This is a genomic window from Pseudomonas sp. TWP3-1, from assembly GCF_049896625.1.
GTDB lineage: Bacteria > Pseudomonadota > Gammaproteobacteria > Pseudomonadales > Pseudomonadaceae > Aquipseudomonas.
This window is the reverse complement of sequence record NZ_JAFCUQ010000022.1, coordinates 1-25,945: the sequence shown is the minus strand read 5'-3', so window position 1 is coordinate 25,945 and position 25,945 is coordinate 1. Positions and strand designations below refer to the sequence as shown.

Annotated in this window: 29 protein-coding genes; 20 read left to right on the top strand and 9 right to left on the bottom strand. The window is 59.4% G+C overall.

Translation table 11 applies throughout. The features are described from left to right. Positions 1–27: 27 nt before the first annotated feature. The 5 genes from ACP7BN_RS24120 to ACP7BN_RS24100 form a co-directional block, all read right to left on the bottom strand. On the bottom strand, positions 28–399 hold the full coding sequence (locus tag ACP7BN_RS24120) for a glutathione S-transferase N-terminal domain-containing protein (protein WP_426206380.1): 372 nt from the start codon (positions 397–399) through the stop codon (positions 28–30). A 101-nt stretch (positions 400–500) separates the two neighbouring features. Then, the gene (gene folE, locus ACP7BN_RS24115; RefSeq protein ID WP_003204506.1) at positions 501–1,046 is read right to left on the bottom strand and encodes a GTP cyclohydrolase I FolE; all 546 of its coding nucleotides are present in this window, start codon (positions 1,044–1,046) and stop codon (positions 501–503) included. Between the two features lie 77 nt (positions 1,047–1,123). Continuing rightward, positions 1,124–1,681 (bottom strand): Smr/MutS family protein, encoded by a 558-nt coding sequence (locus ACP7BN_RS24110; RefSeq protein ID WP_426206379.1) that lies wholly within the window; start codon positions 1,679–1,681, stop codon positions 1,124–1,126. Between the two features lie 73 nt (positions 1,682–1,754). Beyond that, positions 1,755–2,075, bottom strand: coding sequence for a hypothetical protein (locus tag ACP7BN_RS24105; RefSeq protein ID WP_007914024.1), 321 nt, complete (start codon positions 2,073–2,075; stop codon positions 1,755–1,757). A 132-nt stretch (positions 2,076–2,207) separates the two neighbouring features. Next, positions 2,208–2,798 carry a cysteine hydrolase family protein gene (locus ACP7BN_RS24100; protein ID WP_426206378.1) on the bottom strand — a complete coding sequence of 197 codons (591 nt, stop codon included), beginning with the start codon at positions 2,796–2,798 and terminating at the stop codon, positions 2,208–2,210. A gap of 238 nt (positions 2,799–3,036) precedes the next feature. On the opposite strand from ACP7BN_RS24100, the gene prmB reads away from it, so the two are divergent. Beyond that, positions 3,037–3,945 carry a 50S ribosomal protein L3 N(5)-glutamine methyltransferase gene (prmB, locus tag ACP7BN_RS24095; protein WP_426206377.1) on the top strand — a complete coding sequence of 303 codons (909 nt, stop codon included), beginning with the start codon at positions 3,037–3,039 and terminating at the stop codon, positions 3,943–3,945. A gap of 180 nt (positions 3,946–4,125) precedes the next feature. On the opposite strand, the gene ACP7BN_RS24090 is transcribed toward prmB, so the two are convergent. Further along, positions 4,126–4,917, bottom strand: a complete 792-nt coding sequence (locus ACP7BN_RS24090; protein ID WP_426206376.1) for a hypothetical protein — start codon at positions 4,915–4,917, stop codon at positions 4,126–4,128. A gap of 99 nt (positions 4,918–5,016) precedes the next feature. Beyond that, on the bottom strand, positions 5,017–5,970 hold the full coding sequence (locus ACP7BN_RS24085; protein ID WP_420650423.1) for an alpha/beta hydrolase: 954 nt from the start codon (positions 5,968–5,970) through the stop codon (positions 5,017–5,019). Positions 5,971–6,099: 129 nt separating this feature from the next. Between ACP7BN_RS24085 and aroC the strand changes: the two genes are divergently transcribed. The 5 genes from aroC (at position 6,100) to mtnC (ending at position 10,321) form a co-directional block, all read left to right on the top strand. Further along, complete coding sequence (gene aroC, locus ACP7BN_RS24080) at positions 6,100–7,191, top strand: chorismate synthase (RefSeq protein WP_426206375.1); 1,092 nt, start codon at positions 6,100–6,102, stop codon at positions 7,189–7,191. 34 nt (positions 7,192–7,225) lie between these two features. Further along, positions 7,226–8,371, top strand: coding sequence for an MFS transporter (locus tag ACP7BN_RS24075; RefSeq protein ID WP_426206374.1), 1,146 nt, complete (start codon positions 7,226–7,228; stop codon positions 8,369–8,371). After that, positions 8,368–8,988 (top strand): methylthioribulose 1-phosphate dehydratase, encoded by a 621-nt coding sequence (locus ACP7BN_RS24070; protein ID WP_426206373.1) that lies wholly within the window; start codon positions 8,368–8,370, stop codon positions 8,986–8,988. The genes ACP7BN_RS24075 and ACP7BN_RS24070 overlap by 4 nt, the downstream gene beginning before the upstream one ends. A 99-nt stretch (positions 8,989–9,087) precedes the next feature. Further along, a complete protein-coding gene (locus tag ACP7BN_RS24065; RefSeq protein WP_426206372.1) occupies positions 9,088–9,633 on the top strand; it encodes a 1,2-dihydroxy-3-keto-5-methylthiopentene dioxygenase in 546 nt (181 codons plus the stop codon). A gap of 4 nt (positions 9,634–9,637) precedes the next feature. After that, positions 9,638–10,321, top strand: a complete 684-nt coding sequence (gene mtnC, locus ACP7BN_RS24060) for an acireductone synthase (protein WP_426206371.1) — start codon at positions 9,638–9,640, stop codon at positions 10,319–10,321. Between the two features lie 81 nt (positions 10,322–10,402). On the opposite strand, the gene ACP7BN_RS24055 is transcribed toward mtnC, so the two are convergent. Continuing rightward, entirely contained in the window at positions 10,403–10,681 is a 279-nt protein-coding gene (locus tag ACP7BN_RS24055) for a DUF3509 domain-containing protein (RefSeq protein WP_420650429.1), read from the bottom strand. 387 nt (positions 10,682–11,068) lie between these two features. Here ACP7BN_RS24055 and ACP7BN_RS24050 point away from each other — a divergent pair, with 387 nt between their 5' ends. From ACP7BN_RS24050 to ACP7BN_RS24005, 10 genes are all read left to right on the top strand, one after another. Beyond that, positions 11,069–12,907: a long-chain-acyl-CoA synthetase gene (locus ACP7BN_RS24050; protein ID WP_426206370.1), complete on the top strand. Its 1,839-nt coding sequence runs from the start codon at positions 11,069–11,071 to the stop codon at positions 12,905–12,907. Between the two features lie 96 nt (positions 12,908–13,003). After that, positions 13,004–13,522, top strand: coding sequence for an ankyrin repeat domain-containing protein (locus tag ACP7BN_RS24045; protein ID WP_426206369.1), 519 nt, complete (start codon positions 13,004–13,006; stop codon positions 13,520–13,522). A gap of 90 nt (positions 13,523–13,612) precedes the next feature. Further along, positions 13,613–14,143, top strand: a complete 531-nt coding sequence (locus ACP7BN_RS24040) for a hypothetical protein (RefSeq protein ID WP_426206368.1) — start codon at positions 13,613–13,615, stop codon at positions 14,141–14,143. Positions 14,144–14,215: 72 nt separating this feature from the next. After that, positions 14,216–14,407 carry a PLDc N-terminal domain-containing protein gene (locus ACP7BN_RS24035; RefSeq protein ID WP_016773784.1) on the top strand — a complete coding sequence of 64 codons (192 nt, stop codon included), beginning with the start codon at positions 14,216–14,218 and terminating at the stop codon, positions 14,405–14,407. Between the two features lie 235 nt (positions 14,408–14,642). Further along, positions 14,643–15,518: a polyamine aminopropyltransferase gene (gene speE / locus ACP7BN_RS24030; protein WP_420650433.1), complete on the top strand. Its 876-nt coding sequence runs from the start codon at positions 14,643–14,645 to the stop codon at positions 15,516–15,518. A gap of 257 nt (positions 15,519–15,775) precedes the next feature. Next, positions 15,776–16,009: a hypothetical protein gene (locus ACP7BN_RS24025; protein ID WP_420650434.1), complete on the top strand. Its 234-nt coding sequence runs from the start codon at positions 15,776–15,778 to the stop codon at positions 16,007–16,009. Between the two features lie 209 nt (positions 16,010–16,218). After that, positions 16,219–16,566, top strand: a complete 348-nt coding sequence (locus ACP7BN_RS24020; protein ID WP_420650435.1) for a ribonuclease E inhibitor RraB — start codon at positions 16,219–16,221, stop codon at positions 16,564–16,566. A gap of 309 nt (positions 16,567–16,875) precedes the next feature. Further along, positions 16,876–18,285 (top strand): circularly permuted type 2 ATP-grasp protein, encoded by a 1,410-nt coding sequence (locus ACP7BN_RS24015; protein WP_426206367.1) that lies wholly within the window; start codon positions 16,876–16,878, stop codon positions 18,283–18,285. A gap of 12 nt (positions 18,286–18,297) precedes the next feature. Beyond that, entirely contained in the window at positions 18,298–19,248 is a 951-nt protein-coding gene (locus ACP7BN_RS24010; protein WP_426206366.1) for an alpha-E domain-containing protein, read from the top strand. Next, complete coding sequence (locus ACP7BN_RS24005; RefSeq protein WP_426206365.1) at positions 19,245–20,048, top strand: transglutaminase family protein; 804 nt, start codon at positions 19,245–19,247, stop codon at positions 20,046–20,048. The genes ACP7BN_RS24010 and ACP7BN_RS24005 overlap by 4 nt, the downstream gene beginning before the upstream one ends. 120 nt (positions 20,049–20,168) lie before the next feature. Here ACP7BN_RS24005 and ACP7BN_RS24000 read toward each other — a convergent pair whose 3' ends face one another. Further along, positions 20,169–20,990, bottom strand: coding sequence for a c-type cytochrome (locus ACP7BN_RS24000; protein WP_426206418.1), 822 nt, complete (start codon positions 20,988–20,990; stop codon positions 20,169–20,171). On the opposite strand from ACP7BN_RS24000, the gene ACP7BN_RS23995 reads away from it, so the two are divergent. The 4 genes from ACP7BN_RS23995 (at position 20,976) to ACP7BN_RS23980 (ending at position 25,765) form a co-directional block, all read left to right on the top strand. Continuing rightward, a complete protein-coding gene (locus ACP7BN_RS23995) occupies positions 20,976–21,209 on the top strand; it encodes a hypothetical protein (RefSeq protein ID WP_426206422.1) in 234 nt (77 codons plus the stop codon). The genes ACP7BN_RS24000 and ACP7BN_RS23995 overlap by 15 nt on opposite strands. Positions 21,210–21,570: 361 nt before the next feature. Beyond that, positions 21,571–22,776, top strand: a complete 1,206-nt coding sequence (locus ACP7BN_RS23990) for an acetyl-CoA C-acetyltransferase (protein WP_426206364.1) — start codon at positions 21,571–21,573, stop codon at positions 22,774–22,776. Positions 22,777–22,801: 25 nt separating this feature from the next. Beyond that, positions 22,802–24,946 carry a 3-hydroxyacyl-CoA dehydrogenase NAD-binding domain-containing protein gene (locus tag ACP7BN_RS23985; protein WP_426206363.1) on the top strand — a complete coding sequence of 715 codons (2,145 nt, stop codon included), beginning with the start codon at positions 22,802–22,804 and terminating at the stop codon, positions 24,944–24,946. A gap of 96 nt (positions 24,947–25,042) precedes the next feature. Continuing rightward, positions 25,043–25,765, top strand: coding sequence for an amidotransferase (locus ACP7BN_RS23980; RefSeq protein ID WP_426206362.1), 723 nt, complete (start codon positions 25,043–25,045; stop codon positions 25,763–25,765). Positions 25,766–25,945 lie beyond the last annotated feature (180 nt).

Here is a 25,945-nt window from a genome sequence, read left to right as displayed (position 1 = left end):
TAGGGCCATCAGCAACACAGAACACCATCACACCGCGGCAAACCGCGTGTTCAGATAATCGATGATCGCGTTGGATTCATACAGCCAGGTGGTCTGGCCGTTCTCTTCGATGCGCAGGCAAGGGACTTTGATCTTGCCGCCCTGTTCCAGCAAGGTCTGGCGATCCAGTTCATTGTTCTTCGCGTCCTTGAGCGCCACCGGCACGTTCAGGCGACGCAGGCTGCGGCGGGTTTTCACGCAGAACGGGCAGGCGTGGAACTGATACAGGGTCAGGTCCTTGGCCGCGGCGTCTACTTGGGCTTGAGCAGCGGCGGGGCGTTGCTTCTTGCCCGGACGGGTCAGGAAGTCAACGAAGATAATCAGTTGGCCGAGGCCGACACGAAGCGCTTTGACGAACACGTTACAAGCCTCACAGGGACATTGAAGAAGGCGCGCAGCTTACCCGATTTTTCACGGACGAAAAAAAACCGGCGATCAACGCCGGTTTTTTCGGTCACGCATTACTTGATCAGGCTGAGAAACTCGCTGCGGGTCGCCGCGTTCTCGCGAAACTCGCCGAGCATCACCGAAGTGATCATCGACGAATTCTGCTTCTCCACACCGCGCATCATCATGCACATGTGCTTGGCCTCGATCACCACGGCAACGCCCAGCGCGCCGGTGACTTGCTGCACCGCATCGGCGATCTGGCGGCTGAGGTTTTCCTGAATCTGCAGACGGCGCGCGTACATGTCGACGATCCGCGCGACCTTCGACAGGCCCAGCACCTTGCCGCTCGGGATGTACGCAACGTGCGCCTTGCCGATGAACGGCAGCAGGTGGTGCTCGCACAACGAGTACAACTCGATGTCCTTGACCAGCACCATTTCGCTGTTATCAGAGCTGAACAGGGCACCGTTGGTGACCTCTTCCAGAGTCTGTTCATAACCGCGGCAGAGGTACTGCATGGCTTTGGCGGCACGCTTTGGCGTGTCGAGCAGGCCCTCGCGGGAAACGTCCTCGCCCAATTGGCCGAGAATCGCGGTGTAATTCTGTTCCAGGGACATGAAACTACCTGTGGGGATTTTCGCAAAGGGCAAGGGTACGGTGGCGGACACAACCCTGCAAGTTCGATGTAACGACGTTATTCGTCGCGACCTTCCATCATCGTGCGTTTGAGCATCACGTAAACCGCCCCGGCGCCACCATGTTTAGCCTGGCACGAGGTAAAGCCGAGTACTTGTGCGTGCTGACGCAGCCAAGTGTTGACGTGGCTTTTGATCATCGGCCGCTTGCCGTCCAGGCGCACAGCCTTGCCGTGGGTGACGCGCACGCAGCGGATTTCGAATTTGGTTGCTTCGGCGAGGAAGGCCCAGAGGGTTTCGCGGGCCTTTTCTACGCTCATGCCATGCAGGTCGAGGCTGCCTTCGAACGGAATCTGGCCGATCTTGAGCTTGCGCATCTGGCTTTCCTGCACCCCGTCGCGCGCCCACATCAACTCGTCTTCCGGGCCGACGTCGATCACGAACTGATCGGACAGGCCGTCAATGATCGTGCTGTCGGTGCGCACGGTGGCCGACTGACGCAGTTTGGCGATCTGGGCGCGGTCGGTCTTCGGTTTGCCGGTGTCGGCGCGATCGTGTTTGATCGGCTTGACGCCGCGCAGCTCGTTTTTGAACAGGGAAAAATCGTCGTCTTGCATGTCAGCCTCCGCGAAGGGCGGCCAGTTTACCCAAGTAGACACAAAACGGCCCGGCAAAAAGCCAGGCCGTTATTCAATCGTGTTTTTTCATCAGGTGTGGCGACATGTTCAGTTCGCGCGATTGCCGTGCGCGACGCCGGCAGCGACGCCAAAGCGCCACGCCGAAATACAGGAACAACAGGCCGACCGCGAGAATGATCGCCGAACCCATCGGTGTTGCGTTCAAGTCGCCAAGCGCAGGCGGGCGCCCCAGCAGGCTGGCGGCACCGGCCATCGCCAGCAGCACGCCGAACGTCGCCAGAATGGCAGCAATCGCCGCGCCAAATCGAAAACGCCAGTTGCTTTGGCCTTTGGGCCGCAAGCGGCGTGCGTCAAATCCATCGGATAACTTCATTCCGACCTTCCTCAATGGGTATCGGCCCTTCGACCGGGAGTTGACCGGGTTGTTCCTGAGGCTAAGACAATTGCGCCAAATGCGAGGCTTTTGCGGATGAGCGGCGGTTTTGCCCGCTCACCGAAGATTGGATCAGACCAGATCCTGAGTCAGCGCGAGCGTGGCGAAGTTGTCCGCCATGATCGCCATTTCCGCTTCCTGCACCTGTTCAGCGCTCAGGACACGGCCCTTGAACGGCAGATCGCGGGTGGCGCAGGCGTCTTCAACCAGGGTGCAGCGGAAACCCAGGTTCTTCGCCGCGCGCACGGTGGTGCTGACGCTGGAATGACTCATGAAGCCGCAGACGATCAGGTCCAGCGATCCAAGGTTCTGCAGTCGTTCCAGCAAGGCAGTGCCGTGGAATGCGCTCGGCAGCAGTTTGTCGATGATCGCTTCATCGCCCTGCGGCTCAAGGCCGGGGATGAATTCGCCACGTTCGCCCTGCGGGTCGAACAGACCGCCGACGGTGCCGAGGTGGCGCACATGCACGATTGGCCGGCCGGCGGCGCGGGCCGCAGCGACAACCTGTTTGATGTTCGCGACCGCCGCGTCCATGCCGCTCAGGGCCAGCGGGCCGCTGAGATATTCTTTCTGGGCATCGATGATGACCACGGTGGCATGGCTCAACGTGGCCGCTGCGTAACCGCGACCGCTGAGTTGAAACATCGTTTTTGGAACGGACATTCTGGGGCTCCTTGGGGTGGGGCTTTTGCGACATTCTCCTCTGGCTGAGCGGTTCTGTGAATCGCTACCATCGTAGGCACCGTCGTTGTTGGCCTGCAGCCTTGTCAAGTTACACGTTCTGTTCAATAGCTGATGGAAAAAATCGAAGAGTCCTACGGTCGCGCAGGTTTTTTCCTGCGTCGTCGTGGCGCGTTTTGGCTGGTAGAATCGCCAGTCGTTTTTTCTGGAGTTCTGCCCCGTGATCACTTCCCGACTTCGTACCCTGCGCGACCACATCCGTTGGGCCGTCAGCCGCTTCCATGGGGAGGATCTGTTTTTCGGCCATGGCACCGACAACGCCTGGGACGAAGCCCGACAGTTGGTACTCGGTGCGTTGCATCTGCCATGGGAAATCGCCGACAGCTACCTCGACTGCGCGCTTGAAGACGACGAACTGGTCAACCTGCAACGCATGCTCAAGCGTCGTATCGAAGAGCGCATTCCAACGGCTTATTTGCTGGGCGAGGCGTGGTTCTGTGGCATGTCATTCATCGTCGATGAGCGCGTGTTGATCCCGCGTTCGCCAATCGGCGAGCTGATCGAAAACCGTTTTGCGCCGTGGATTGGTGAAGAGCCTGCGCGGATTCTCGACCTGTGCACCGGCTCCGGGTGCATCGGTATCGCCTGCGCCTACGAGTTCCAGAACGCCGAAGTGGTGTTGGCCGATCTGTCGTTCGAAGCGCTGGAAGTGGCCAATCAGAACATCGAGCGTCACGGCGTCGATGAGCGTGTGTACACGGTGCAGGGCGATGGTTTCGATGGTTTGCCCGGTCAGCGTTTCGACCTGATCGTGTCGAACCCGCCCTACGTCGATGCGGAAGATTTCGCCGACATGCCGGACGAATATCAACACGAACCCGAACTGGGTCTGGCCTGCGGTGATGACGGTCTGAACCTGGTGCGCCGCATGCTCGCCGAAGCGGCGGATCATCTGACCGAGAAGGGTTTGCTGATCGTCGAAGTGGGCAATAGCCAGGTGCACGTCGATGCGCTGTACCCGGAAGTGGATTTTGCCTGGCTGGAATTCCAACGCGGCGGGCATGGCGTGTTCATGCTGACGGCGGAACAGTGCCGCAATCATCAGGCGTTGTTTGCTTCGCGCGTCTGAATCGCAATTAAGACGCCGCAGTTCTTGTGGCGAGGGAGCTTGCTCCCGCTGGTCTGCGAAGCAGACCCTTAACTTGGCACCACGGTTTTTCCGATAGACCGAGTGCTCAGGTTTTGCGGTCGCTTCGCAACCGAGCGGGAGCAAGCTCCCTCGCCACAGATCAGCGCTGATTCAAAATTTTCAACGGTGCGTTGCAATCCAGATCAACAACCCCGCCTGAAACACCGAAAACGCCACCAGACACGTAATCGTAAAACGCAAACCCGCGTCTTCACGCTTGAACTTGCTGACCTTGTCTTCCTGCACTTTCAGCTTTACTTCCTGCTCGGCCAGATTCTGCTCGGCCTGTTGCAGCATCTGCGCCGCTTCGAGAATCTCGACGATCTGCAGCTTTTCGCTGTTCCAGTCGCCCACTAAATCACTGACCTGCGCCTCTTTGACGCTGCCCTTCAAATGCTGCGCATCGGCATACGCCACGTCAAAACCATGCACGCGCAGAAAGTGATCGCGGCGCAGGCGGGTGTCTTCGTTCAGCGCGTCCTTGTTGTTCAGGTCCATGCCGTCGACGGTGTAGGCGGGCCAGCGTTTCTTGGCCCAAGTGATGCCCTGAGCGGCCATGAAACGGCCGATGCCACGGTTCAGCGGTTCGATCTGCAAGCCGCTGTCCGGACCGAAATGCACGCGTTTGGTCTTGTGATCGACCCACACATCCACAAGATTCTGCTCCTTGCGCACGCGCTGGCCGGGCAGTTTGATCGCCATGCGCATCAGGCTTTGTTCTTTGCTGTTGCGCTCGGCGTAGCCGAATTCGACGAAACGCAGCGGCCGTCCGCCGGTGTTGCGGTCGGTCTTCAGCGGCGCCAGACGGAGCATCTTGTGGTGCTCGACATGAACGTCCGCCCACGGCAGCTCGACCGCTGGCGGCGCGTCTTTTTCAGCGGTGGTGTCGGGTGAAGTCTGGGTATCAGTCATAACGGCGAGATCCTGTCCAAGCCCTGCTTGTCGCCAGCCGGTACGCTGGCGACAAAGGCTTATCGGCCGTTTTCTGCAAGACTGGAGGGGAAACCGTGCTTAACGGGTGCGAATTCCGTCAATAAAGTCGAGGATCTGTGAACCCAGTTCCGCTGCCAGTGGCAGATTCGGGTCTTTATAGGAGGCCAATTGCCGCTTCAGATCATTGGGCACGATGCGCAGCACGTGATTCATGCCTTCGATCAGCGCCAATCTGGCGTCCGGTTTGGCGACTTTGAGCAGTTTCGCGTCATCGACCTGCACCTGAATGTCGTTGCTGCCCTGCACGATCAGCGCCGGCATTTTCAGTTGGGCGAAGGCTGCCGCCGGATCCTGACGGAACAGCGAGATCAGATACGGCTGCACGCTCGGGCGGAAAATCACCTGCAATTGTGCGGGCACGTTGTCGTCAGTGCGCCCGGCCTTGAGGCTGTCGAGCAATTCGTTGCTGCGCAGCATCAGTGGCGGCGGCAGGCGTTGCGACAATTGCTGGCGGATCACTTGATCAACCGGCCGCGCGCTGCCGGACAGGGAAATGACTGCAGCTGCATCGACTTTCGGCGCGGCGAGGCTGGCAATCAACGCGCCTTCGCTGTGGCCGAGCACGATTAACGGTCCGAAACGCGGATCAGCCTTGAGTTTCTGGCCCCAGGCGACCGCATCCGCGACGTAGGCTTCGATGCTCAGATTGCGCTCGTCCGGCGTCACCGCCAGGCTCGCCGCCACGCCGCGCTTGTCGAAGCGCACGCTGGCAATGTTGTGTTTGGCCAGCACCCAGGCCAGCCGTTTGAGGCTGTCGTTGCGTCCGCCGTCCGGATTATTTCCGTCGCGATCGGTAGGACCCGAGCCAGACAGAATCAGGACAACCGGCACAGGCGTGTCGGACTTCGGCAACAACAGCGAGCCGAAAAGTTCGCCGCCATCGGTAGGCAAAGTGATAGGTCGTTGCAGGACAGTCGCCTGAACAAAGCCGCTAAACAGGGTAAGACTCAATATCAAAACTCGCAGCATCATCACGCCATCATTCGCCAAGGTGCCGGTTGGACTCACCAACACCGCTAAGGTTCGAGGATGAACTACTCGGTTAGCCTGCGTATACTGGCGCGCATCAAGAATCAGGTTTGATTTCACGGAGCGTCCTGCATGTCCGGCAATACCTATGGCAAGTTGTTCACTGTCACCACCGCGGGCGAAAGCCATGGTCCGGCGTTGGTCGCCATAGTCGACGGCTGCCCGCCGGGCCTGGAGATTTCCCTCGAAGACCTGCAGCGCGACCTCGATCGCCGCAAGCCGGGCACCAGCCGCCACACCACCCAGCGTCAGGAAGCCGACGAAGTCGAAATTCTCTCCGGCGTGTTCGAGGGGCGCACCACCGGTTGCTCGATTGGCCTGCTGATCCGCAACACCGACCAGAAGTCCAAGGACTACTCGGCGATCAAGGATCTGTTCCGTCCGGCCCACGCCGACTACACCTACCACCACAAATACGGCGAGCGCGATTATCGCGGCGGCGGTCGCAGCTCGGCGCGCGAAACTGCCATGCGCGTAGCGGCCGGGGCGATTGCCAAGAAGTATCTGGCCAGCCAGGGCATCGTCATTCGTGGCTACATGAGCCAGCTCGGCCCGATTGAAATCCCGTTCAAGTCCTGGGACTCGGTGGACGACAACGCGTTCTTCAGCCCCGACCCGGACAAAGTCCCGGAGCTGGAAGCCTACATGGACCAGTTGCGCCGCGATCAGGACTCGGTCGGAGCGAAGATCACCGTGGTAGCCGAAGGCGTGATGCCCGGCCTTGGCGAGCCGATTTTCGACCGCCTCGACGCCGAACTGGCCCACGCGCTGATGAGCATCAACGCAGTTAAAGGCGTGGAAATCGGCGCCGGTTTCGCCTGCGTTGCCCAGCGTGGCACCGAGCACCGCGACGAAATGACCCCGGAAGGTTTCCTCAGCAACAACGCTGGCGGCATTCTCGGCGGCATCTCGTCCGGTCAGCCAATCGTTGCGCATCTGGCGCTGAAGCCAACATCCAGCATCACTACGCCGGGCCGTTCAATCGACGTCCACGGCAACCCGGTGGATGTGATCACCAAGGGCCGTCACGACCCGTGCGTCGGTATTCGCGCTACACCGATTGCCGAGGCGATGATGGCCATCGTGCTGATGGATCATCTGCTGCGGCACCGTGGCCAGAACGCCGATGTGCGCGTGAGCACTCCGGTGCTGGGTCAACTTTAATGGCTGACCTGCAAGCCGCCGCAGTCTGACCGGCGTGGCGGCGCTCCCGTACTGGCGGCTGTCCAGTTTCTATCTGTTCTATTTCGCCTTGCTCGGTTCGACAGCGCCGTTTCTGGCGCTGTACTTCGATCACCTCGGCTTCAGTCCCGCGCGCATCGGCGAGCTGGTGGCAATCCCGATGCTGATGCGCTGCGTGGCGCCGAACATCTGGGGCTGGCTCGGCGACTACACCGGCAAACGCCTGGCCATCGTGCGCTTCGGCGCGGTGTGTACGCTGCTGACCTTCTCGCTGATCTTCGTCAGCAAAAGCTACGCGTGGCTGGCGATGGTCATGGCCTTGCACGCGTTCTTCTGGCACGCAGTATTGCCGCAGTTCGAAGTCATCACGCTGGCACATTTGCAGGGCCAGACCTCGCGCTACAGCCAGATTCGCCTGTGGGGTTCAATCGGTTTCATCATCACCGTGGTCGCGCTCGGTCGCTTGTTCGAATGGCTGAGCCTGGATATCTACCCGGCGGCGCTGGTGCTGATCATGGCCGGCATTGTTCTCAGCAGTTTGTGGGTGCCCAACGCGCAACCGGCGCAGGGCAACCGGTCGAACGGCGATGGCTTTCTCAAACAGCTGCGCAGTCCCGGCGTGCTGGCGTTTTATGGCTGTGTTGCGCTGATGCAAATGAGCCACGGGCCGTATTACACGTTTCTGACGTTGCACCTGGAAAAGCTCGGCTACACCCGAGGCGTGATCGGCATGCTCTGGGCGGTCGGCGTGGTCGCCGAAGTGCTGATGTTCATGGCCATGAGCCGGATTCTCGCGCGCTTCTCGGTACGCCGGGTGCTGATGGCGAGTTTTCTGCTGGCAGCGTTGCGCTGGTTGCTGCTAGGTTCGTTCGCCGAATTCCTTTGGGTTTTGCTGTTCGCTCAGGTGTTGCACGCGGCCACGTTCGGCAGCTTTCATGCGGCTGCCATCCAGTTCGTGCAACGTAGTTTCGGCGCGCGTCAGCAAGGGCAGGGCCAAGCGTTGTACGCGGCGCTGGCCGGAACCGGTGGTGCACTCGGCGCGTTGTATTCCGGCTACAGCTGGAATGCCCTCGGCGCAACATTGACCTTTAGTATTGCCAGTCTCGCAGCGCTCGCCGCTGCCGTTATCATTGCTACCCGAATGCAAGAGGACAGGCCATGAGCCTTACGCGTGAACAGCTCGCTCAGCAAATCGTCGACGCCGGGCGTTTTCTTTATGGTCGCGGCTGGTCGCCAGCCACCAGCAGCAACTATTCGACGCGCCTGTCGCCGAGCGAAGCGCTGCTGACGGTGTCTGGCAAACACAAAGGTCAGTTGGGCCTGGATGACGTGCTCGCTACCGATATGTCCGGCAACAGTCTGGAACCGGGCAAAAAGCCGTCTGCCGAAACCCTGCTGCACACCCAGCTCTATAACTGGCGCGCGGAGATCGGTGCGGTGCTGCACACGCATTCGGTGAATGCCACGGTGCTGTCGCGCCTGACTGCGGAAGATTTCATCGAGTTCGAAGATTACGAACTGCAAAAAGCCTTCAGCGGCATCTCGACCCACGAATCGCGGGTGCGCGTGCCGATCTTCGACAACGATCAGGACATTGCGCGCCTCGCCGCCAAGGTGCAGCCTTGGCTCGACGCCCATCCGGATTGCGTCGGTTACCTGATTCGCGGCCACGGCCTCTACACCTGGGGCGCAGGCATGAACGATGCGTTACGGCAGATCGAGGCCTTTGAATTCTTGTTTGAATGCGAGTTGAAAACCCGCAGCCTGTTGAACCGTTAACGGCAGACTTGCACCCAAGTCGCCAACCGCCTGATGCAGCGCTACGCCCGACCGGTGACCACAAACCGGACGGCGCGGCCGTTACCGAGGAATCGCCCCATGAGCAGCCTGTCCGTTTATCACATCTCCAGTCCTGAAGTGCCGAACAAGGTGCTGACCCATCTCGAAGACATCGCCTCGACGCTCGCCGAGCAGGGCGTGCGCTTTGACCGCTGGCAAGCCGCGGCGAAGATTCAGCCTGGCGCCAGTCAGGAAGAAGTGATCGGCGCTTACAAAGAACAGATCGACAAACTGATGACCGAACGCGGTTACATCACCGTCGATGTCATCAGCCTGAACAGCGATCACCCGCAAAAAGCCGAACTGCGCGCCAAGTTCCTCGAAGAGCACCAGCACGGCGAGGACGAAGTACGATTTTTCGTCGCCGGGCGTGGCCTGTTTACCTTGCACATCGACGATTACGTGTACGCCGTGCTCTGCGAGAAGAACGATCTGATTTCAGTTCCGGCCGGCACCAAGCACTGGTTCGACATGGGCGAGCATCCGCACTTCGTGGCGATCCGTCTGTTTAACAACCCGGATGGCTGGGTTGCCAAATTCACCGGCGAAGACATCGCCGGTCGTTTCCCGCGTCTGGAGGACTGAGTAGATGTCGATCAAAGTCATTCTCACCGATATCGAAGGCACCACCAGCGCAGTAAGTTTTGTGTTCGATGTGCTGTTTCCGTATGCGGCCAAACACCTGCCGGACTTTGTGCGCCACAACGCCGAGCGTGCCGATGTCGCCGAGCAATTGGACGCCGTGCGCCGTGACAGCAATGAGCCGCAGGCCGACGTTGAACGTGTCGTTGAAATCTTGCTGAGCTGGATCGCCGAAGATCGCAAAGCCACGCCGCTCAAGGCATTGCAAGGCATGGTCTGGGAGCAGGGTTATCAGGCCGGGCAGTTGCAGGGGCATGTTTACCCGGACGCTGTTGAAGCGTTAAAGCGCTGGCATCAGGCCGGTTATCAACTGTTTGTGTATTCGTCCGGCTCGATCCAGGCGCAGAAGCTGATTTTCGGCTGCTCGGAAGCGGGCGATCTGACGCCGCTGTTCAGCGGTTACTTCGACACCACTTCCGGGCCGAAGCGAGAGGCGCAGTCTTACAGCAACATCCAGCGAGCGATTGGCGTTGAAGCGCAGGAGATTCTGTTTCTGTCGGATATCGTCGAAGAGCTGGATGCCGCTCAGTCAGCGGGTATGCAGACCTGCGGTCTGGCCCGTGAAGGCGGGGAGTTGGCAGGGCATGTGACGGTCGATAGCTTCACCGGGATCGAACCGGAAGCTTTCTAGTCCCACAGGTTTTAGAACCACCCACAAAAAAACAGGCCGTGAAGCGAAAACTTCACGGCCTGTTTGTTTACAGCGAATTGATTACAGCGAGTGATAAGTCGGCAGGGCAAAACGCTGCTGGCTTTGCAGCATGGCAATTTGCGGCAGCTCGCTGGCTTGTTCAGCCAAGTCACGACGAATCGCGCTGATCGCCCAAGACAGTTGGTCGCCGGCATGCAACTGCTGATAAGTCAGGGCACGTTTAAACGTCTTGCCGTCGGCGCTGCGCAGGGTCAACAGAATCCCGCCATCAGGACGTGGCGCAGTGGTGACGTCGAAGTTGGAGAACAGCGAGGTAAATTTTTCTTGAATCAGGCTCATGTTTTTCAGCTCCGTATGCACTTGAATGGCAAGCATGCATAGAGAGTTGCAGTGATTGTGCCAGCACTGATATTTTTAAAAACCTATATAAATCAACAAGTTAAAAATTAGTTAATTTCTAAAGCTCGTGCAATCTGCATGAATGGCCATCGTGCATCCTGCATTTTGCGTGATCGACCTCCAATTAACGGAACCAAACCGCACCCTCGCGATCTCCCACTCGCTAACGCGCCTGGCGGATACAAAACATTGCAAAAACCGCATGTACAGCCCGAGAAGCGCTGACGTACTTTCAGCCTCAACCTTCGCTCGCAAGTGCCGGTTGCCTCACTCGATTGCCCGACAATAAAAATCCGATCTGCACGCCAGGGTCGAACGGGAGCTGCCATGCGTCACGCGTCAAACGACACGATTACCTGGGGCATGATGCTCCGCAAGCTGCCGACCATCGCCAAAGCCATCCCACGGCTGGTCAAAGGCATGAAGGCGGCCAACGTCAAGGATCCGACCCAAACCTGTGGCTTGGGTTTCACCTTCGAGCAAGCGACCCTGCGCAATCCCGACGGCCCCGCGTTGTTGGCCGGTGATGTGCTGCTGAGTTACGCACAGGTCAACCAGTGGGCCAATCGCATCGCGCATTACCTGATCGGGCAGGGCGTCAGCAAAGGTGATGTGGTGGCGGTGTTCATCGAGAACCGTCCGGAATTACTGGTGACCATTCTGGCACTGGCCAAGGTCGGCGCGGTCAGCGCGCTGCTGAACACCTCGCAGACCCGCGATACGTTGATTCACAGCGCGAACCTGGTAGCTCCGGTGGCCATCGTGGTCGGCGAAGAATTGCTGCCGGCCTTCGCGGCAATTCGCGAGCAAGTATCGATCGCCCCCGCACGCACCTGGTTCGTTGCCGATCAGGACACCTTCAGCCATCCAGGCACCGCGCCTGAGGGCTACGTCAATCTGATCAGCGCCAGTGCCGATGCATGCAGTGACAACCCGGCCAGCAGCCGGCAGATTTTTTTCGACGATCCGTGTTTCTACATCTACACCTCCGGCACCACAGGGCTGCCCAAGGCCGGCGTGTTCAAGCACGGCCGCTGGATGCGCAGCTCGGCGAGTTTCGGCATGATCGCCCTGAACATGCGCCCGGACGATGTCGTCTACTGCACTTTGCCGCTGTATCACGCCACTGGCTTGTGCGTTTGCTGGGGTTCGGCGATCAGCGGCGCCTCGGGCTTCGCAATCCGCCGCAAGTTCAGCGCCAGCCAGTTCTGGAGCGATGTGCGGCGTTACCGGGCGACCACCATCGGCTACGTCGGCGAATTGTGTCGCTATCTGGTCGATCAACCGGCCAGCGCCGATGACAATCGCCACGACGTGCGCAAGATGATCGGCAACGGCTTGCGTCCCGGTGCCTGGGCCGAGTTCAAGACGCGATTTGCCGTTGAACACATTTGCGAGTTGTATGCGGCCAGCGACGGCAACATCGGCTTCACCAACATCCTCAATTTCGACAACACCATCGGCTTCTCCTTGATGGCGTGGGAATTGGTGGCCTACGACCATGAAACCGGCGAGCCGACGCGCGGCGGCAATGGCTTCATGCGCAAGGTCGGCAAGGGCGAGCAGGGCTTGTTGCTGGCGCGGATCGACGACAAGGCGCCGCTCGACGGCTACACCGACCCGCAGAAAACCGCCAAAGTCGTTTTGCACGACGTGTTTAGCCGTGGCGACCGTTTCTTCAACACCGGCGATCTGCTGCGCAACATTGGTTTCGGCCATGCGCAGTTTGTCGATCGTCTCGGCGACACTTACCGCTGGAAGGGTGAAAACGTCTCGACCACTGAAGTCGAAAACCTGCTGCTGCAACATCCAAATATCTGCGAAGCCGTGGCCTATGGCGTGGAAATCCACAACACCAACGGCCGCGCTGGTATGGCCGCGATCACACCGACCGAATCCCTCGCGACGCTGGATTTCGCCGAATTGCTGGCGTTCGCCCGGCAACGTATGCCGGCCTATGCGGTGCCGCTATTTCTGCGGGTGAAGGTGAAAATGGAAACCACCGGCACCTTCAAATACCAGAAAACCCGCCTGAAAAACCAAGGCTTCGACCCGGCGCTGGTCAGCGACGATCCGGTTTATGCGTGGTTGCCGGGGAGCGAAACGTACGTGCAGGTCACCGATCAGGTCATGGCAGAAATCCGCGCGGGCAAATACCGTTATTGAAATTGGCTATGCGCGCGCATGAAAAAAAGTGGGTGACAGCTTCTGTCGCGCTCGGGAAACTGTCTGCTTTCCGATTGACCGAAAGTGGAGTGACCCATGTCCGAGCAAAGCCGCCAGATGACCCCTGAAGAAGCTGCTGAATTCACCGAGCAGGTATTCGACAAGGCGCGCGCCGGTGACGCAGAGATGCTTGATCGCCTGATCACCGCCGGTCTGCCGGTGAATCTGAGCAACAGCAAGGGCGACACTTTGTTGATGCTCGCCGCTTATTACGGGCATCTGGACGCGGTGCAAGTGCTGCTTAAACACCACGCTGACCCGGAACAACGCAATGGCAGCGGCCAAAGCCCGATTGCCGGTGCGGCGTTCAAAGGAGACCTGCCGGTGGTCAAGGCGCTGGTGGAAGGTGGTGCGCAAATCGAAGGTTCTTCGTTCGACGGCCGTACCGCGTTGATGATGGCGGCGATGTTCAACCGCGTTGAAATCGTCGACTACCTGATCAGCCAAGGCGCCGACCCGAAAGCCAAGGATGCCAATGGCATTACCGCGCTCGACGCGGCCAAGACCATGGGTGCGGTCGATACCACGGCGCAGTTGCAAAAGCTGCTGGGCTGACGCCTTCGGGCTGGAACCGACTGTGGCGAAGTCGAGAATGCGCTATCCTTCGCGCCCGCAAAATCTCCCTTCGTCACAGGATCCGCCCACATGAAAGCCGCACTCGTCGAACTCATCAGCAAAATCAGCTCCGGCTGCATGGGCGAGGACGAGATCCTGAAGGTCGCCGACGAAGCAGCGCAGGCCTATGCCGATGCCGACGCTTTCCTGACCGCCAACCCCGACATCAATTACGACGATGACTTCCCGATTCCATTGGGCGAGTGGGTGGTGGTCGGCAGTCTGCCGGAGACCGTGCTGTTCCAGGCCGACACTTACGTTGATCTGTTCGCGCAGATCGTCGCGTCGTTCGGCCCGGGCGTCGAGTTCAACATCAAACCTAAACAACTGGCCAAGACCGAAGCGCTGACCGCGCTCAACCGTATCCAGGTGCAGATGAGCAGCCTGAACAAGGAAAACGGCGGTTACACACTGGTCAACTTCAGCCAGTTGCTCGACGACGAGCTGCAAATGGTGTTGGTGCACGGCAACGACGTGCCACGCGTGCTGGAACTGTGCGCCGAAGTCGGCATCGCCGTCGCGCCGTCGCTGGAAGCCTTGAAGATCGCAATTCACGTCTGAACGCAATAAAACGGAACCCTCGTCAGGCCCGTCTATCCTAAAGGTGCTTGCCACTCACAACGGAGCGACACCATGGGTTCCACGTTCAATGGCCTGATCGGCCTGATCATTCTCGCCCTCGACATCTGGGCCATCATCAACGTGCTGAAAAGCGGCGCCTCGACAGGCATGAAAATCGTCTGGGTGTTGCTGATCATCCTGCTGCCGGTGCTGGGCCTGATTATCTGGGCGATCGCCGGACCACGCGGGAATGTGCGGATCTGACGCTGATCCTGAGCACACCGCAACCCCCTGTAGGAGCTGCCGAAGGCTGCGATCCTTTGATCTTGCTTTTGAAAATCTACGTCAAAAGATCGCAGCCTGCGGCAGCTCCTACAGGGATTGCGGCATGCCGATGAACTGAGGTTCGACCTGTCATGTTCGGCAACGTAGAATGCGCGCCTTTCCCGGGCAATTGTCCCCACGATTGGCGCCCGCGCATTCATCGGAGCACTTCACCATGAGCGACATCAAGACCAGCGAATACCTGGAAACCCTCTACGAAGGCTACGGCCAGCGTTTTCGCATGGAAAAACTGCTGCACGAAGTGCGCACCGAGCACCAGCACCTGGTGATTTTCCAGAACCCGCGCATGGGCCGGGTGATGGCGCTGGACGGCGTGATCCAGACCACTGAAGCCGACGAATTCATCTACCACGAAATGCTCACTCACGTGCCAATCCTCGCCCACGGCGCGGCCAAGCGCGTGCTGATCATCGGCGGCGGTGACGGCGGCATGCTGCGCGAAGTGACCAAGCACGGCGGTGTCGAGCACATCACCATGGTCGAGATCGACGGCACCGTAGTAGATATGTGCAAAGAGTTCCTGCCGAACCATTCCAAAGGCGCCTACGACGATCCACGTCTGAATCTGGTAATCGACGACGGCATGCGCTTCGTTGCGACCACCACCGAAAAATTCGACGTGATCATTTCCGACTCCACCGACCCGATCGGGCCGGGCGAAGTGCTGTTCTCGGAAAACTTCTATCAGGCCTGCCACCGCTGCCTGAACGAGGGCGGCATTCTCGTGACCCAGAATGGCACGCCGTTCATGCAGATCGAAGAAGTCAAAACCACTGCTGGGCGCCTGCGCAGCCTGTTCCCGGACTGGCACTTCTATCAGGCTGCCGTGCCGACCTACATCGGCGGTTCGATGACTTTTGCCTGGGGTTCGACCAACCCGGCCTATCGCAAACTGAGCCGTGAAACCCTGCAACAGCGCTTCATCGGCAGCGGCATCGTCACCCGTTACTACAACCCGGAAATCCACATCGGTGCTTTCGCCTTGCCACAGTACGTGCTGCAAGCGGTGAACAAACCAAGCAACGACTAGACAAATCCCGGGATTCCTGTGGCGAGGGAGCTTGCTCCCGCTTGAGTGCGCAGCACTCACAAAATCTGCGATGGACGTCAGATTTTGGGGGCCGCTTCGCAGCCCAGCGGGAGCAAGCTCCCTCGCCACAAAAGCCTCGCCCCGGATTGGATGATGTTTTTTTCATCGTCACTCGGTGTAAAGGTTTTGAACGATCATTCCTGACAAAAGTCGAGATAGAGGTAAGCCCATTTGCGGGTTTGATCTAGGAGGCTCCGATGTCCAAGTGGAAAGTCACTTTCGTGGATGATCATGGTGAAGTAGTCGACGAGGTCTTCGAGTGTGAAGAGTGCCCGGATCACGAGCACGCCGCCAAACTCATCAAGGAACGGTTCCTGCCTGTCGCCGCCGAACTGGATCTGAACGATCTGGAAGGCCGCACCACCGATGCCGGCGTCAAAAGTCTCAAGACCCAGAACAGCATTGAAATCCGCAGCATTACTCCCGTCTGAAATCTTTTTGTCACTTCAATCACCAGGCCTTGGCAGCGGCTCTATCTTGGGGCTACTCTGCAGGCGAGATCAGCGAAGAATCGCTAAGGTCTGGTCTTCTCAGCTACATGCTTGTGTCCCGTTGGCAATCTGTTGCCGTCGTACTTTGGCCGTCAGGCCGCTGCAGGGAATACGGAAAGTCTATCCATCAAATGTGAGGGGGACGATTCATGAGCACAGCCTATCAAGAAGACATCAGCAGCAGCGTGCTGCGCCGAATGAAGGAAGGCGGTTTCGATTTCTCCAGGTTTCATCCGATCGAGTTCTACGCACTGTTTCCGGACGAGGAGAGCGCGCGTACAGCCGCCGATCAGTTTTGCGGTGAGTCCATCAATGCACAGATCAGCGCGCGTGATGACGGCGCATGGTGTCTGGAATTGAGCAAAGTGATGTACGCCACCTACGGCGGCATTGGCGATTTCGAGCAGTACCTTGGCGCCGTCGTTGAACCGCTTGGCGGTATCATCGAAGGCTGGGGCGTGAAGCAGGAGGTGCGAAATCGGCATCGTCTGCATTGATCCCGCAACATCGACACTGAATAACGGCTGACCTTTGGGTCGGCCGTTTTTGTTTTCGGCGGCAGGAAATCTCTCGCGGAAAAACGCTGAAACAACAGTCGCCGGGCAGTGAAATCAACTCTGACTATGCTGGTGACAGGCGATTGCACTGCGTCGCAATGAAGCGGGGGCTGACGAGTTGGGGCATTTGTCGCACAGGAATGGTGCGGCGGTTGCAGCGTGAATATCCAACCGATTGAAATCAAAGCGTTTCTGCCGATGGCACGGGCCTTGCGAAGGCTCGTAGGTCCGGGTGACAAGGAGTACGGCATGATCCGCACCTATTTTGATGAGATGTACGATGCCGGCGGCGTGGTTCGCCCGCATTATCGGGAGTTCGCCCGTTGGTTGGCCGAGACCCCTGACGAGCTATTGGCCCAGCGGCGACGCGAGGCCGATCTGCTGTTCCATCGCGCCGGAATTACCTTCACGCTCTACGGCGATGAGCAGGGCACCGAGCGCCTGATCCCTTTCGATACGATTCCGCGCAGCATCCCCGCCAGCGAGTGGCGGATCGTCGAGCGCGGCTGTATTCAGCGGGTCAAGGCGCTGAACATGTTCCTCGCCGACCTGTATCACGAGCAGCGCATCATCAAGGCCGGCATCATCCCGGCCGAACAGGTGCTGGCCAACGAGCAATATCAGTTGGCGATGCAAGGGCTGGATCTGCACCGCGATATCTACTCGCACATTTCCGGCGTCGATCTGGTGCGCGATGGCGATGGTACCTACTACGTACTCGAAGACAATCTGCGTACTCCGAGCGGCGTGAGCTACATGCTTGAAGACCGCAAGATGATGATGCGTCTGTTCCCCGAACTGTTCGCCGCGCAACGCATCGCGCCCATCGATCACTACCCGAACCTGCTGCTCGACACTCTGAAAAGCTCCAGCCCGATCGATAACCCGAGCGTGGTGGTGCTGACACCGGGACGCTTCAACAGCGCGTTTTTCGAGCATGCATTCCTCGCCCGGGAAATGGGCGTCGAACTGGTCGAAGGCGCTGATCTGTTCGTGCGTGACGACAAGGTTTTCATGCGCACCACCGACGGCCCGAAATCCGTGGACGTTATTTACCGCCGGCTCGACGATGCGTTCCTCGATCCGCTGGCGTTCAATCCGGATTCGATGCTCGGTGTGCCGGGGCTGCTGTCGTCCTACCGCTCCGGCAACGTGGTGCTGGCCAATGCGATTGGCACTGGTGTCGCGGACGACAAGTCGGTGTATCCGTTTGTCACCGACATGATTCGTTTCTATCTCGACGAAGAACCGATCCTGAAGAACGTGCCGACCTGGCAATGCCGCAACCCGTCTGAACTTTCCCATGTGCTGGCCAATCTCCCGGATCTGGTCGTCAAGGAAACCCAGGGTTCCGGTGGTTACGGGATGTTGGTCGGGCCGGCCTCGACCACGGCGGAAATCGACGCCTTTCGCGAGCGGATCAAAGCCAAGCCTCACGCGTACATCGCGCAACCGACGCTGTCACTGTCGACCTGTCCGACCTTTGTCGAAAACGGTATTGCGCCACGCCATATCGACTTGCGTCCGTTCGTATTGTCCGGCCGCGAAACCCGGGTCGTACCCGGCGGTTTGACCCGGGTCGCGCTGCGCGAAGGCTCTCTGGTGGTGAATTCCTCCCAGGGTGGCGGAACCAAGGACACCTGGGTGGTCGAGGATTGAAGGAAGCCTGTCATGTTAAGTAGAACTGCCTCGGATCTGTATTGGATGTCGCGTTACCTGGAGCGGGCGGAAAACCTCGCGCGGATGCTCGACATCAGTTATTCACTGTCGCTGATGCCGCAGGACGGCCGTGGCGACGGCCTGCACGAACTCGCCATGCCGCTGCTGATCACCGGCACTCTCGACGATTACCTGGAGCGCCACGGCGAGTTGCACGCCGAACGCCTGCTGCATTTCTTCGCGCTGGATGCGGCCAACCCGGCCAGTATTTACAGCTGCCTGGGCTCGGCGCGGGCCAGTGCGCACGCGGTGCGCGGACGAATCACCGCTGACATGTGGGAAAACATCAACTCCACCTGGCTGGAGATTCGCGGGATCGCCGAACAGGGCCTCAGCCGTTATGGCATGAGCCGCTTTTGCGAGTGGATCAAGGAGCGTTCGCACCTGTTTCGCGGTGCGTCCTACGGCACGATCATGCGCAACGATGCATTTCGCTTCATTCGTCTGGGGACGTTTATCGAGCGCGCGGACAACACGCTGCGCTTGCTCGACGCGCGTTATGAAATGGCTGGCGATCAGGCCGAAGCGGTCAGCGATGGCACCGCGCACGCTTACTACCAATGGAGTGCGTTGTTGCGCGCTCTGTCTTCCTTTGAGGCCTACACCGAGATCTACCGCGACGCACCCGGCGCCCGGCATGTCGCCGAGCTGCTGCTGTTGCGCGCTGACGTACCGCGTTCGCTGCGCGCCTGCACCGAAGAAATCGACCAGATACTCGCGCAGTTACCGGGTGCCAATGGCCGCCCCGCACAACGGCTGGCGGCCGAAATGGACGCACGCCTGCGCTACACCGGCATCAACGAAATCCTCGAAGAAGGCCTGCACGCCTGGCTCACCGAATTCATCCCGCTGGTGCGCCAGTTGGGCAACGCCATTCACAGTTCCTACCTGGAGGCTGCATGAGACTTTCCATAAGCCACGAGACCACCTATCACTATGAAGATAAGGTGCGGGCGAGCATCCAGTACCTGCGACTGACACCCCACGACAGCGAGCGCCAGCACGTGCTGAGCTGGCAACTCGACCTGCCGCGCCCGGTGCGCGCGCAGCTCGATCCGTTCGGCAACATCCTGCATGTACTGACCATGGACGAGCCGCACGAAGCGATCATCATCGGTGCTCGCGGTCAGGTCGATATCGATGAATTGCGCGAAGCCGAGCATGAGAGCCAGTCGGCGCTGCCGTTTCTGCGCTTCACCCGGTTGACCGAAGCTGACGAAGCCCTGCGCGGGTTTGCGAAAAAATCCTGCAAACAACGCCGCGACCGTACTGCGCTGATCGACTTGATGCATGGTTTGAACCAGCACATGACTTACACGCCGGGCTCAACCGAAGTCGATACCAGCGCCTCGGAAGCATTCGCCGGGCGTGCCGGGGTTTGTCAGGATCACACCCATGCGTTTCTCGCTTGCGCGCGCAGCCTCGGGATTCCGTCGCGCTATGTGTCGGGCTATCTGTACAGCGAAGATTGCGAGCACTTGGCCAGTCACGCTTGGGCCGAGGCCTGGCTCGATGACGCGTGGTACAGCTTTGACGTGACCAACCAACTGGCACGGCCGGAGCGGCACCTGAAACTGGCGGTGGGTCTGGATTATCTCGACGCCTGCCCGGTACGCGGCATGCGTCGGGGCGGCGGGTGTGAGCAGATGCATGCGAAGGTGTTCGTGTCGCCGACGCCGGTGATCTCGGTGCAACAACAATAAATCCGGGATACCGCATCGCTGGCAAGCCAGCTCCCACAGGATTACCGCTGTTTCAAAATCGGCGCATACCCTGTGGGAGCTGGCTTGCCAGCGATGAGGCCGGTAATCACACCCTAAGGCTTATGGCTTGGCTTTGCGCCCGGCCATGTGCTGCAAATACCCCACCAGTAACTGCAAATCTCCGTCAGGCAACACCTGCGCGGAAAACCCCGGCATCTTAGCCTGTGGCCACTGACGCAAACTCTGCGGATCCCGAATGTAGCGCTTGAGAAAATCCGCCCCGAAATATTCGGTCGGGTTGTACGGAATGTTCAGATCCGGCCCAAATTGCGCATCCCCTGCGCCATTCAAGCGATGGCAGGCCAGACAATTTTTCTGGAACAACGCAAAGCCCTGATTCACCGGGTCATCAGCCTTCAACGCGGGATCCGGCAGCAGGGCAGGGAAGCGCTCGGCCACCGGCGCCATGCGCTTGATGCTCGCCACTTCGAACGGCCACTGCTCCGGGCTGATGTTGCCGGCCTGCGGATCGGTCCACACCAGATAGAACGGCCCGGCGCTGTGCTTGCCTTCCGACAGCGGCGGCCACGGATCGGCCGGATCTTCGATCGCCAGCCAGGCTCGCGCACCTTGCGTATTGAGCAACGGTGCGGCGGTTATCTCCGCAGCAAAACCGTCCAGTGCGACAGCTTGCAGGTGATCTTGCGGTTTGATTCCGGTCAGCAGGCTGGCCAAAGGCACGGCGCGATAAGTCATGTCCTTCTTGTAGGACACGTCATTTTTGATGGTGAGGGTTTGTACCTGAGGATGCTTGAGCAACTCCTCGGTCTGCCAGGTGCGGCTGGTTGCGCCCAGCTCCAGATTCAGCTGTGCGGCAGACAAGGGCATGCTCAGCAGCATGGCCCCGAACACAATGAGCGCTTTCAAATGATCGTCGTCGATGTCGTGGAAGTGCACGAAGGTTGGCACAGCCACGCTGGCCCGGGTAGCGGGCCAAGGACATTTTCGGTGGCAATGAAAGACCTGCCGCTGGAATCAGCCGATGACCTTGGTCAGATTCGGCAAAATCAACAACAGCGTCGTGGCGAAAAGAATGAGGCCTGCTTGACGAACTTTCGGTTGCTTGAACATGGCTTGACCGCCTTTTTTGTTATTTCCTGATACTTGCCTGCATATCCATGACGGCAAGTGCTGCACTTCCTGTTTAGTACGCCTGCCTCGGCAAAACCCGACGACAACGGCGTACATCTTCACCTTAGAGCCCACGTCACACTTGGCTTAGATCCATTTCGTATGGATCTCAAGCACAAAGCGATTAAAAACACATGAGGCCCATTGCCAGCTTCTTTGTCGCCCTTTTGCTAGACCGCTCGCTGACGTGAACCGGTTCACCAAACGGCGGATGACCGTCCGTCTGAGCGTGCGCGTCAACGTCATTGAGCGCTGTGGTCATTGAATCCGCGACGTGCAAAGCCAAGAGTGGCAGCAAGTATTTCACTCACCGCACAGGTTCGAGGCCGTCATGACCCAAGCTTTGATATTCGACGCGTTACGCACTCCCCGTGGCAGAGGCAAGGCCGATGGCGCCCTGCACAGCGTCAAACCGGTCGATCTGGTGGCCGGGTTGCTGACGGCGTTGCAGGCGCGCACGGCGCTGGACACCAGCCAGGTCGATGACGTGGTCCTCGGTTGCGTTACGCCGATTGGCGATCAAGGCTCGGACATCGCCAAAACCGCTGTGCAAGTGGCCGATTGGGACGTCAGCGTTGCTGGAGTGCAGATCAATCGTTTCTGCGCTTCGGGACTTGAGGCGGTGAACCTTGGCGCGATGAAAGTGCGCTCGGGGTTCGAGGACCTGGTGGTGGTCGGCGGCGTCGAATCGATGTCGCGCGTACCGATGGGCAGCGACGGAGGGGCGTGGGCGCTGGATCCGGCGACCAACTTGCACGGGCATTTCACCCCGCAGGGCGTGGGCGCCGACCTGATCGCCACCATTGAAGGCTTCAGTCGGCAGGACGTCGATGCCTACGCGCTGTACTCGCAACAGAAAGCTGCGCGCGCCCGCGCGGACGGCTCGTTCAACAAGTCGCTGGTGCCGGTGCAGGATCAGAACGGCATCATCCTGCTCGATCACGATGAGTTCATCCGCGCTGAATCGACCCTCGAAGGCTTGGGCAAGCTCAAACCGAGTTTCGAAATGATCGGCCAGATGGGCTTCGATGCCACCGCGTTGCGGGTTTATAGCCATATCGAGCGGATCAACCACGTACACACACCGGGTAACAGTTCCGGGATCGTCGACGGCGCGGCGCTGATGCTGATCGGCTCCGAAGCCAAGGGCCGTGCGCTGGGGTTGCAGCCGCGGGCGCGGATCGTCGCCACGGCGGTGACCAGCACTGACCCGACCATCATGCTCACCGGCCCGGCGCCGGCCACGCGCAAGGCGCTGGCGAAAGCCGGGTTGCGCGTTGAGGACATCGACCTGTTCGAGGTCAACGAGGCGTTTGCTTCGGTGGTGTTGAAATTCATCAAGGACATGGCGGTCGACCCGGACAAGGTCAACGTCAATGGCGGCTCGATTGCCATGGGCCACCCGCTGGGCGCCACCGGTTGCGCGATCCTCGGCACCTTGCTCGATGAACTGGAAGCGCGGCGCTTGCGCTACGGCCTGGCGACGCTGTGTGTCGGCGGCGGCATGGGCATTGCCACCATCATCGAACGCCTCTGAGCCCCGGACCTTAAGGAAAACTGTCATGACCCAAGCCATTCGTTACGAAAAAGGCCAGGACGGCATCGTGGTGCTGACCATCGACATGCCGGGCCAGAGCGCCAACACCATGAACGCGGTGTACCGCGAGGCCATGGCCGAGTGCGTTGCTCGCCTGGTGGTGGAGAAAGATGCGATTGCCGGTGTGATCATCACCTCGGCCAAGAAAACTTTTTTTGCCGGCGGCGACCTCAATGAGTTGATCAAAGTCGGCAAGCCGGAAGCCAAAGCCTTCTATGACATGGTGCTGACCCTCAAGGCCCAGTTGCGCACGCTGGAAACCCTCGGCAAACCGGTGGTTGCGGCGATCAACGGTGCGGCACTGGGTGGCGGTTGGGAAATCTGTCTGGCCTGCCACTATCGGATCGCACTGGACAACGCCTCGGTGCAACTCGGCTTGCCGGAAGTCACCCTCGGCCTGCTGCCGGGCGGCGGCGGGGTGGTGCGGATGGTGCGCATGCTCGGCATCGAAAAATCTCTGCCTTATCTGCTCGAAGGTAAGAAAGTACGCCCGCAGCAGGCGTTGCAGGCCGGTCTGATCGATGAACTGGCGGCGGATCGTGATGAGCTGCTGGCCAAGTCGCGGGCATGGATTCTGGCCAATCCTGCGGCGGTACAACGCTGGGATGTGAAGGGGTATCAGATTCCCGGCGGTACTCCGTCGAACCCGAAAGTCGCGCAGATGCTGGCAATCGCGCCGTCGATCCTGCGCGCGAAAACCCAGGGTACGTTGCCGGCGCCGGAGAAAATTCTCTGCGCGGCAGTGGAGGGCGCGCAGGTGGATTTCGATACCGCGCATCTGATCGAAACCCGTTACTTCACCGAGTTGACCACCGGGCAGATTTCGAAAAACCTGATCGGCACCTTCTGGTTTCAACTGAACGAGATCAACGCTGGCGGCTCGCGTCCGCAAGGTATTGCGCCTTACGTGACGCAGCGCGTGGGCGTGCTCGGCGCCGGGATGATGGGCGCGGGGATTGCCTTCGTCAGCGCTTCGGCCGGCATTGATGTAGTGCTCAAAGACGTCAATATTGCTGCTGCAGAGAAGGGCAAGGCGCATTCGGCGGCGTTGCTCGACAAAAAAGTCGCTCGCGGCCAATTGACCGCCGAACAACGTGAAGCGGTGCTGGCGCGGATTCAGGTCACTGAAAGCGATGCCGATCTGGCGGGGTGTGATCTGATCATTGAAGCGGTGTTTGAAGATCGTCAACTCAAGGGCAAGGTCTCGGCGGCCGCGCAACAGGTTGTCGGTGCTGACGCTGTGATCGCCTCCAATACCTCGACCTTGCCGATCACTGGTCTGGCGGCTGCCGTACCGGATCAGAGCAAATTCATCGGTCTGCACTTCTTCAGTCCGGTGGAAAAAATGCCGCTGGTGGAAATCATCAAGGGCGCGCAAACCAGCGACGAAACCCTGGCGCGTGGCTTCGATTTCGTCCTGCAGATCAAGAAGACGCCGATTGTGGTCAACGACAGTCGCGGCTTCTTTACCTCGCGGGTGTTCGGCACCTTTACCAACGAAGGCATCGCCATGCTCGGCGAAGGCGTCAGCGCGCCGATGATCGAGACCGAAGCGCGCAAGGCCGGCATGCCGGTCGGGCCTCTGGCAATCTCCGACGAAGTTTCCCTCAGCCTGATGAGCCATATCCGTCAGCAAACGGCCAAAGACCTGCAAGCAGAAGGGAAACCTCTGATTGAGCACCCGGCCTTCGCCGTGATTGACTTGCTGCTCAACGAATACAAGCGGCCGGGCAAAGCCGCAGGAGGCGGCTTCTATGAGTACCCGGCCGGTGGCCAGAAGCATTTGTGGTCCGAGCTGAAAGCCCGTTTCGAAAAGGCTGACGGGCAGATTTCACCGAAGGACGTGCGTGATCGACTGCTGTTCGTGCAAGCCATCGAAACCGTGCGTTGTGTGGAGGAGGGCGTGTTGACCTCGACCGCGGATGCCAACGTCGGCTCGATCTTCGGCATCGGTTTCGCCGCATGGACTGGCGGTGCGTTGCAGTTCATCAATCAGTACGGGGTGAAGGATTTCGTCGCGCGCGCGCAATATCTGGCCGAGCAATACGGCGAGCGTTTCGCTCCGCCAGCGCTGTTGCTGGAAAAAGCCGCCACAGGCGAACTGTTCTGACGGGATGAAGTGAGCGTTTCAGGGCTTGCCTTGCTGGCTGGTTTCAAGGCAGGCTCTGGGGTGTGCATTATTCCCATCACGTGTCAGGAATTTTTTATGTCGCTACGCATCTGCATTCTGGAAACCGACATCCTGCGGCCGGAACTGATCGATCAATATCAGGGCTACGGGCAGATGTTCCAGCGCCTGTTCTCGCAGCAACCGATTGCCGCCGAGTTCACCGTGTACAACGTGATGCAGGGCGAGTATCCGAGCGATGATCTGACCTTCGATGCGTATCTGGTCACCGGCAGCAAGGCCGATTCGTTCGGCACGGATCCGTGGATTCAAACGCTCAAGGAATACCTGCTGACCCGCTATGAGCGCGGCGACAAGCTGCTCGGCGTGTGCTTCGGTCACCAATTGCTGGCGCTGCTGCTGGGTGGCAAAAGCGAGCGCGCGACCAAGGGTTGGGGCGTTGGTATCCACAACTACAAACTGGCAGCCAAGGCACCGTGGATGAGTCCGGTGCAGGAAGAGCTGACGCTGTTGATCAGTCATCAGGATCAGGTGACGGCGTTACCGGAGAACGCCACGGTGATTGCTTCCAGCGATTTCTGCCCATTTGCGGCGTACCACATCAACGATCAAGTGCTGTGCTTCCAGGGCCATCCGGAATTTATTCACGACTACTCACGGGCGCTGCTGGATCTGCGTCAGGAAGCGTTGGGTGAACAGGTTTATTCGAAGGGCGTGGCCAGCCTTGAGCATCAGCATCATGGCGCCACGGTGGCGGAGTGGATGATGCGTTTTGTAGCGCACAAGCCCGAGAGTGTTTAACGCTCAGAGCATCGCTAGCAGCTAGCTCCCACAGTGGATCTGTGTTTTACACAGGCCCCTGTGGGCATTGGTATCTACACATCTAAGTTCTTCGGCTGGCCATCCAGCCGATGGCTTCTTTAGCAAAAGCCGCCAGCTCCTCTGGGGTGTGTTGCTCCAACGTCTCACACATGGCCAAAA

What these genes read in the sequence shown, in the direction of transcription:
- folE (WP_003204506.1), bottom strand. Translation starts at nt 1,046, where the DNA reads ATGTCCCTGGAACAGAATTACACCGCGATTCTCGGCCAATTGGGCGAG.
- ACP7BN_RS24110 (WP_426206379.1), bottom strand. Translation starts at nt 1,681, where the DNA reads ATGCAAGACGACGATTTTTCCCTGTTCAAAAACGAGCTGCGCGGCGTC.
- ACP7BN_RS24105 (WP_007914024.1), bottom strand. Translation starts at nt 2,075, where the DNA reads ATGAAGTTATCCGATGGATTTGACGCACGCCGCTTGCGGCCCAAAGGC.
- ACP7BN_RS24100 (WP_426206378.1), bottom strand. Translation starts at nt 2,798, where the DNA reads ATGTCCGTTCCAAAAACGATGTTTCAACTCAGCGGTCGCGGTTACGCA.
- ACP7BN_RS24090 (WP_426206376.1), bottom strand. Translation starts at nt 4,917, where the DNA reads ATGACTGATACCCAGACTTCACCCGACACCACCGCTGAAAAAGACGCG.
- ACP7BN_RS24085 (WP_420650423.1), bottom strand. Translation starts at nt 5,970, where the DNA reads ATGATGCTGCGAGTTTTGATATTGAGTCTTACCCTGTTTAGCGGCTTT.
- aroC (WP_426206375.1), top strand. Translation starts at nt 6,100, where the DNA reads ATGTCCGGCAATACCTATGGCAAGTTGTTCACTGTCACCACCGCGGGC.
- ACP7BN_RS24070 (WP_426206373.1), top strand. Translation starts at nt 8,368, where the DNA reads ATGAGCCTTACGCGTGAACAGCTCGCTCAGCAAATCGTCGACGCCGGG.
- ACP7BN_RS24065 (WP_426206372.1), top strand. Translation starts at nt 9,088, where the DNA reads ATGAGCAGCCTGTCCGTTTATCACATCTCCAGTCCTGAAGTGCCGAAC.
- mtnC (WP_426206371.1), top strand. Translation starts at nt 9,638, where the DNA reads ATGTCGATCAAAGTCATTCTCACCGATATCGAAGGCACCACCAGCGCA.
- ACP7BN_RS24055 (WP_420650429.1), bottom strand. Translation starts at nt 10,681, where the DNA reads ATGAGCCTGATTCAAGAAAAATTTACCTCGCTGTTCTCCAACTTCGAC.
- ACP7BN_RS24050 (WP_426206370.1), top strand. Translation starts at nt 11,069, where the DNA reads ATGCGTCACGCGTCAAACGACACGATTACCTGGGGCATGATGCTCCGC.
- ACP7BN_RS24045 (WP_426206369.1), top strand. Translation starts at nt 13,004, where the DNA reads ATGTCCGAGCAAAGCCGCCAGATGACCCCTGAAGAAGCTGCTGAATTC.
- ACP7BN_RS24040 (WP_426206368.1), top strand. Translation starts at nt 13,613, where the DNA reads ATGAAAGCCGCACTCGTCGAACTCATCAGCAAAATCAGCTCCGGCTGC.
- ACP7BN_RS24035 (WP_016773784.1), top strand. Translation starts at nt 14,216, where the DNA reads ATGGGTTCCACGTTCAATGGCCTGATCGGCCTGATCATTCTCGCCCTC.
- speE (WP_420650433.1), top strand. Translation starts at nt 14,643, where the DNA reads ATGAGCGACATCAAGACCAGCGAATACCTGGAAACCCTCTACGAAGGC.
- ACP7BN_RS24025 (WP_420650434.1), top strand. Translation starts at nt 15,776, where the DNA reads ATGTCCAAGTGGAAAGTCACTTTCGTGGATGATCATGGTGAAGTAGTC.
- ACP7BN_RS24020 (WP_420650435.1), top strand. Translation starts at nt 16,219, where the DNA reads ATGAGCACAGCCTATCAAGAAGACATCAGCAGCAGCGTGCTGCGCCGA.
- ACP7BN_RS24015 (WP_426206367.1), top strand. Translation starts at nt 16,876, where the DNA reads ATGATCCGCACCTATTTTGATGAGATGTACGATGCCGGCGGCGTGGTT.
- ACP7BN_RS24010 (WP_426206366.1), top strand. Translation starts at nt 18,298, where the DNA reads ATGTTAAGTAGAACTGCCTCGGATCTGTATTGGATGTCGCGTTACCTG.
- ACP7BN_RS24005 (WP_426206365.1), top strand. Translation starts at nt 19,245, where the DNA reads ATGAGACTTTCCATAAGCCACGAGACCACCTATCACTATGAAGATAAG.
- ACP7BN_RS23995 (WP_426206422.1), top strand. Translation starts at nt 20,976, where the DNA reads ATGATCGTCGTCGATGTCGTGGAAGTGCACGAAGGTTGGCACAGCCAC.
- ACP7BN_RS23990 (WP_426206364.1), top strand. Translation starts at nt 21,571, where the DNA reads ATGACCCAAGCTTTGATATTCGACGCGTTACGCACTCCCCGTGGCAGA.
- ACP7BN_RS23985 (WP_426206363.1), top strand. Translation starts at nt 22,802, where the DNA reads ATGACCCAAGCCATTCGTTACGAAAAAGGCCAGGACGGCATCGTGGTG.
- ACP7BN_RS23980 (WP_426206362.1), top strand. Translation starts at nt 25,043, where the DNA reads ATGTCGCTACGCATCTGCATTCTGGAAACCGACATCCTGCGGCCGGAA.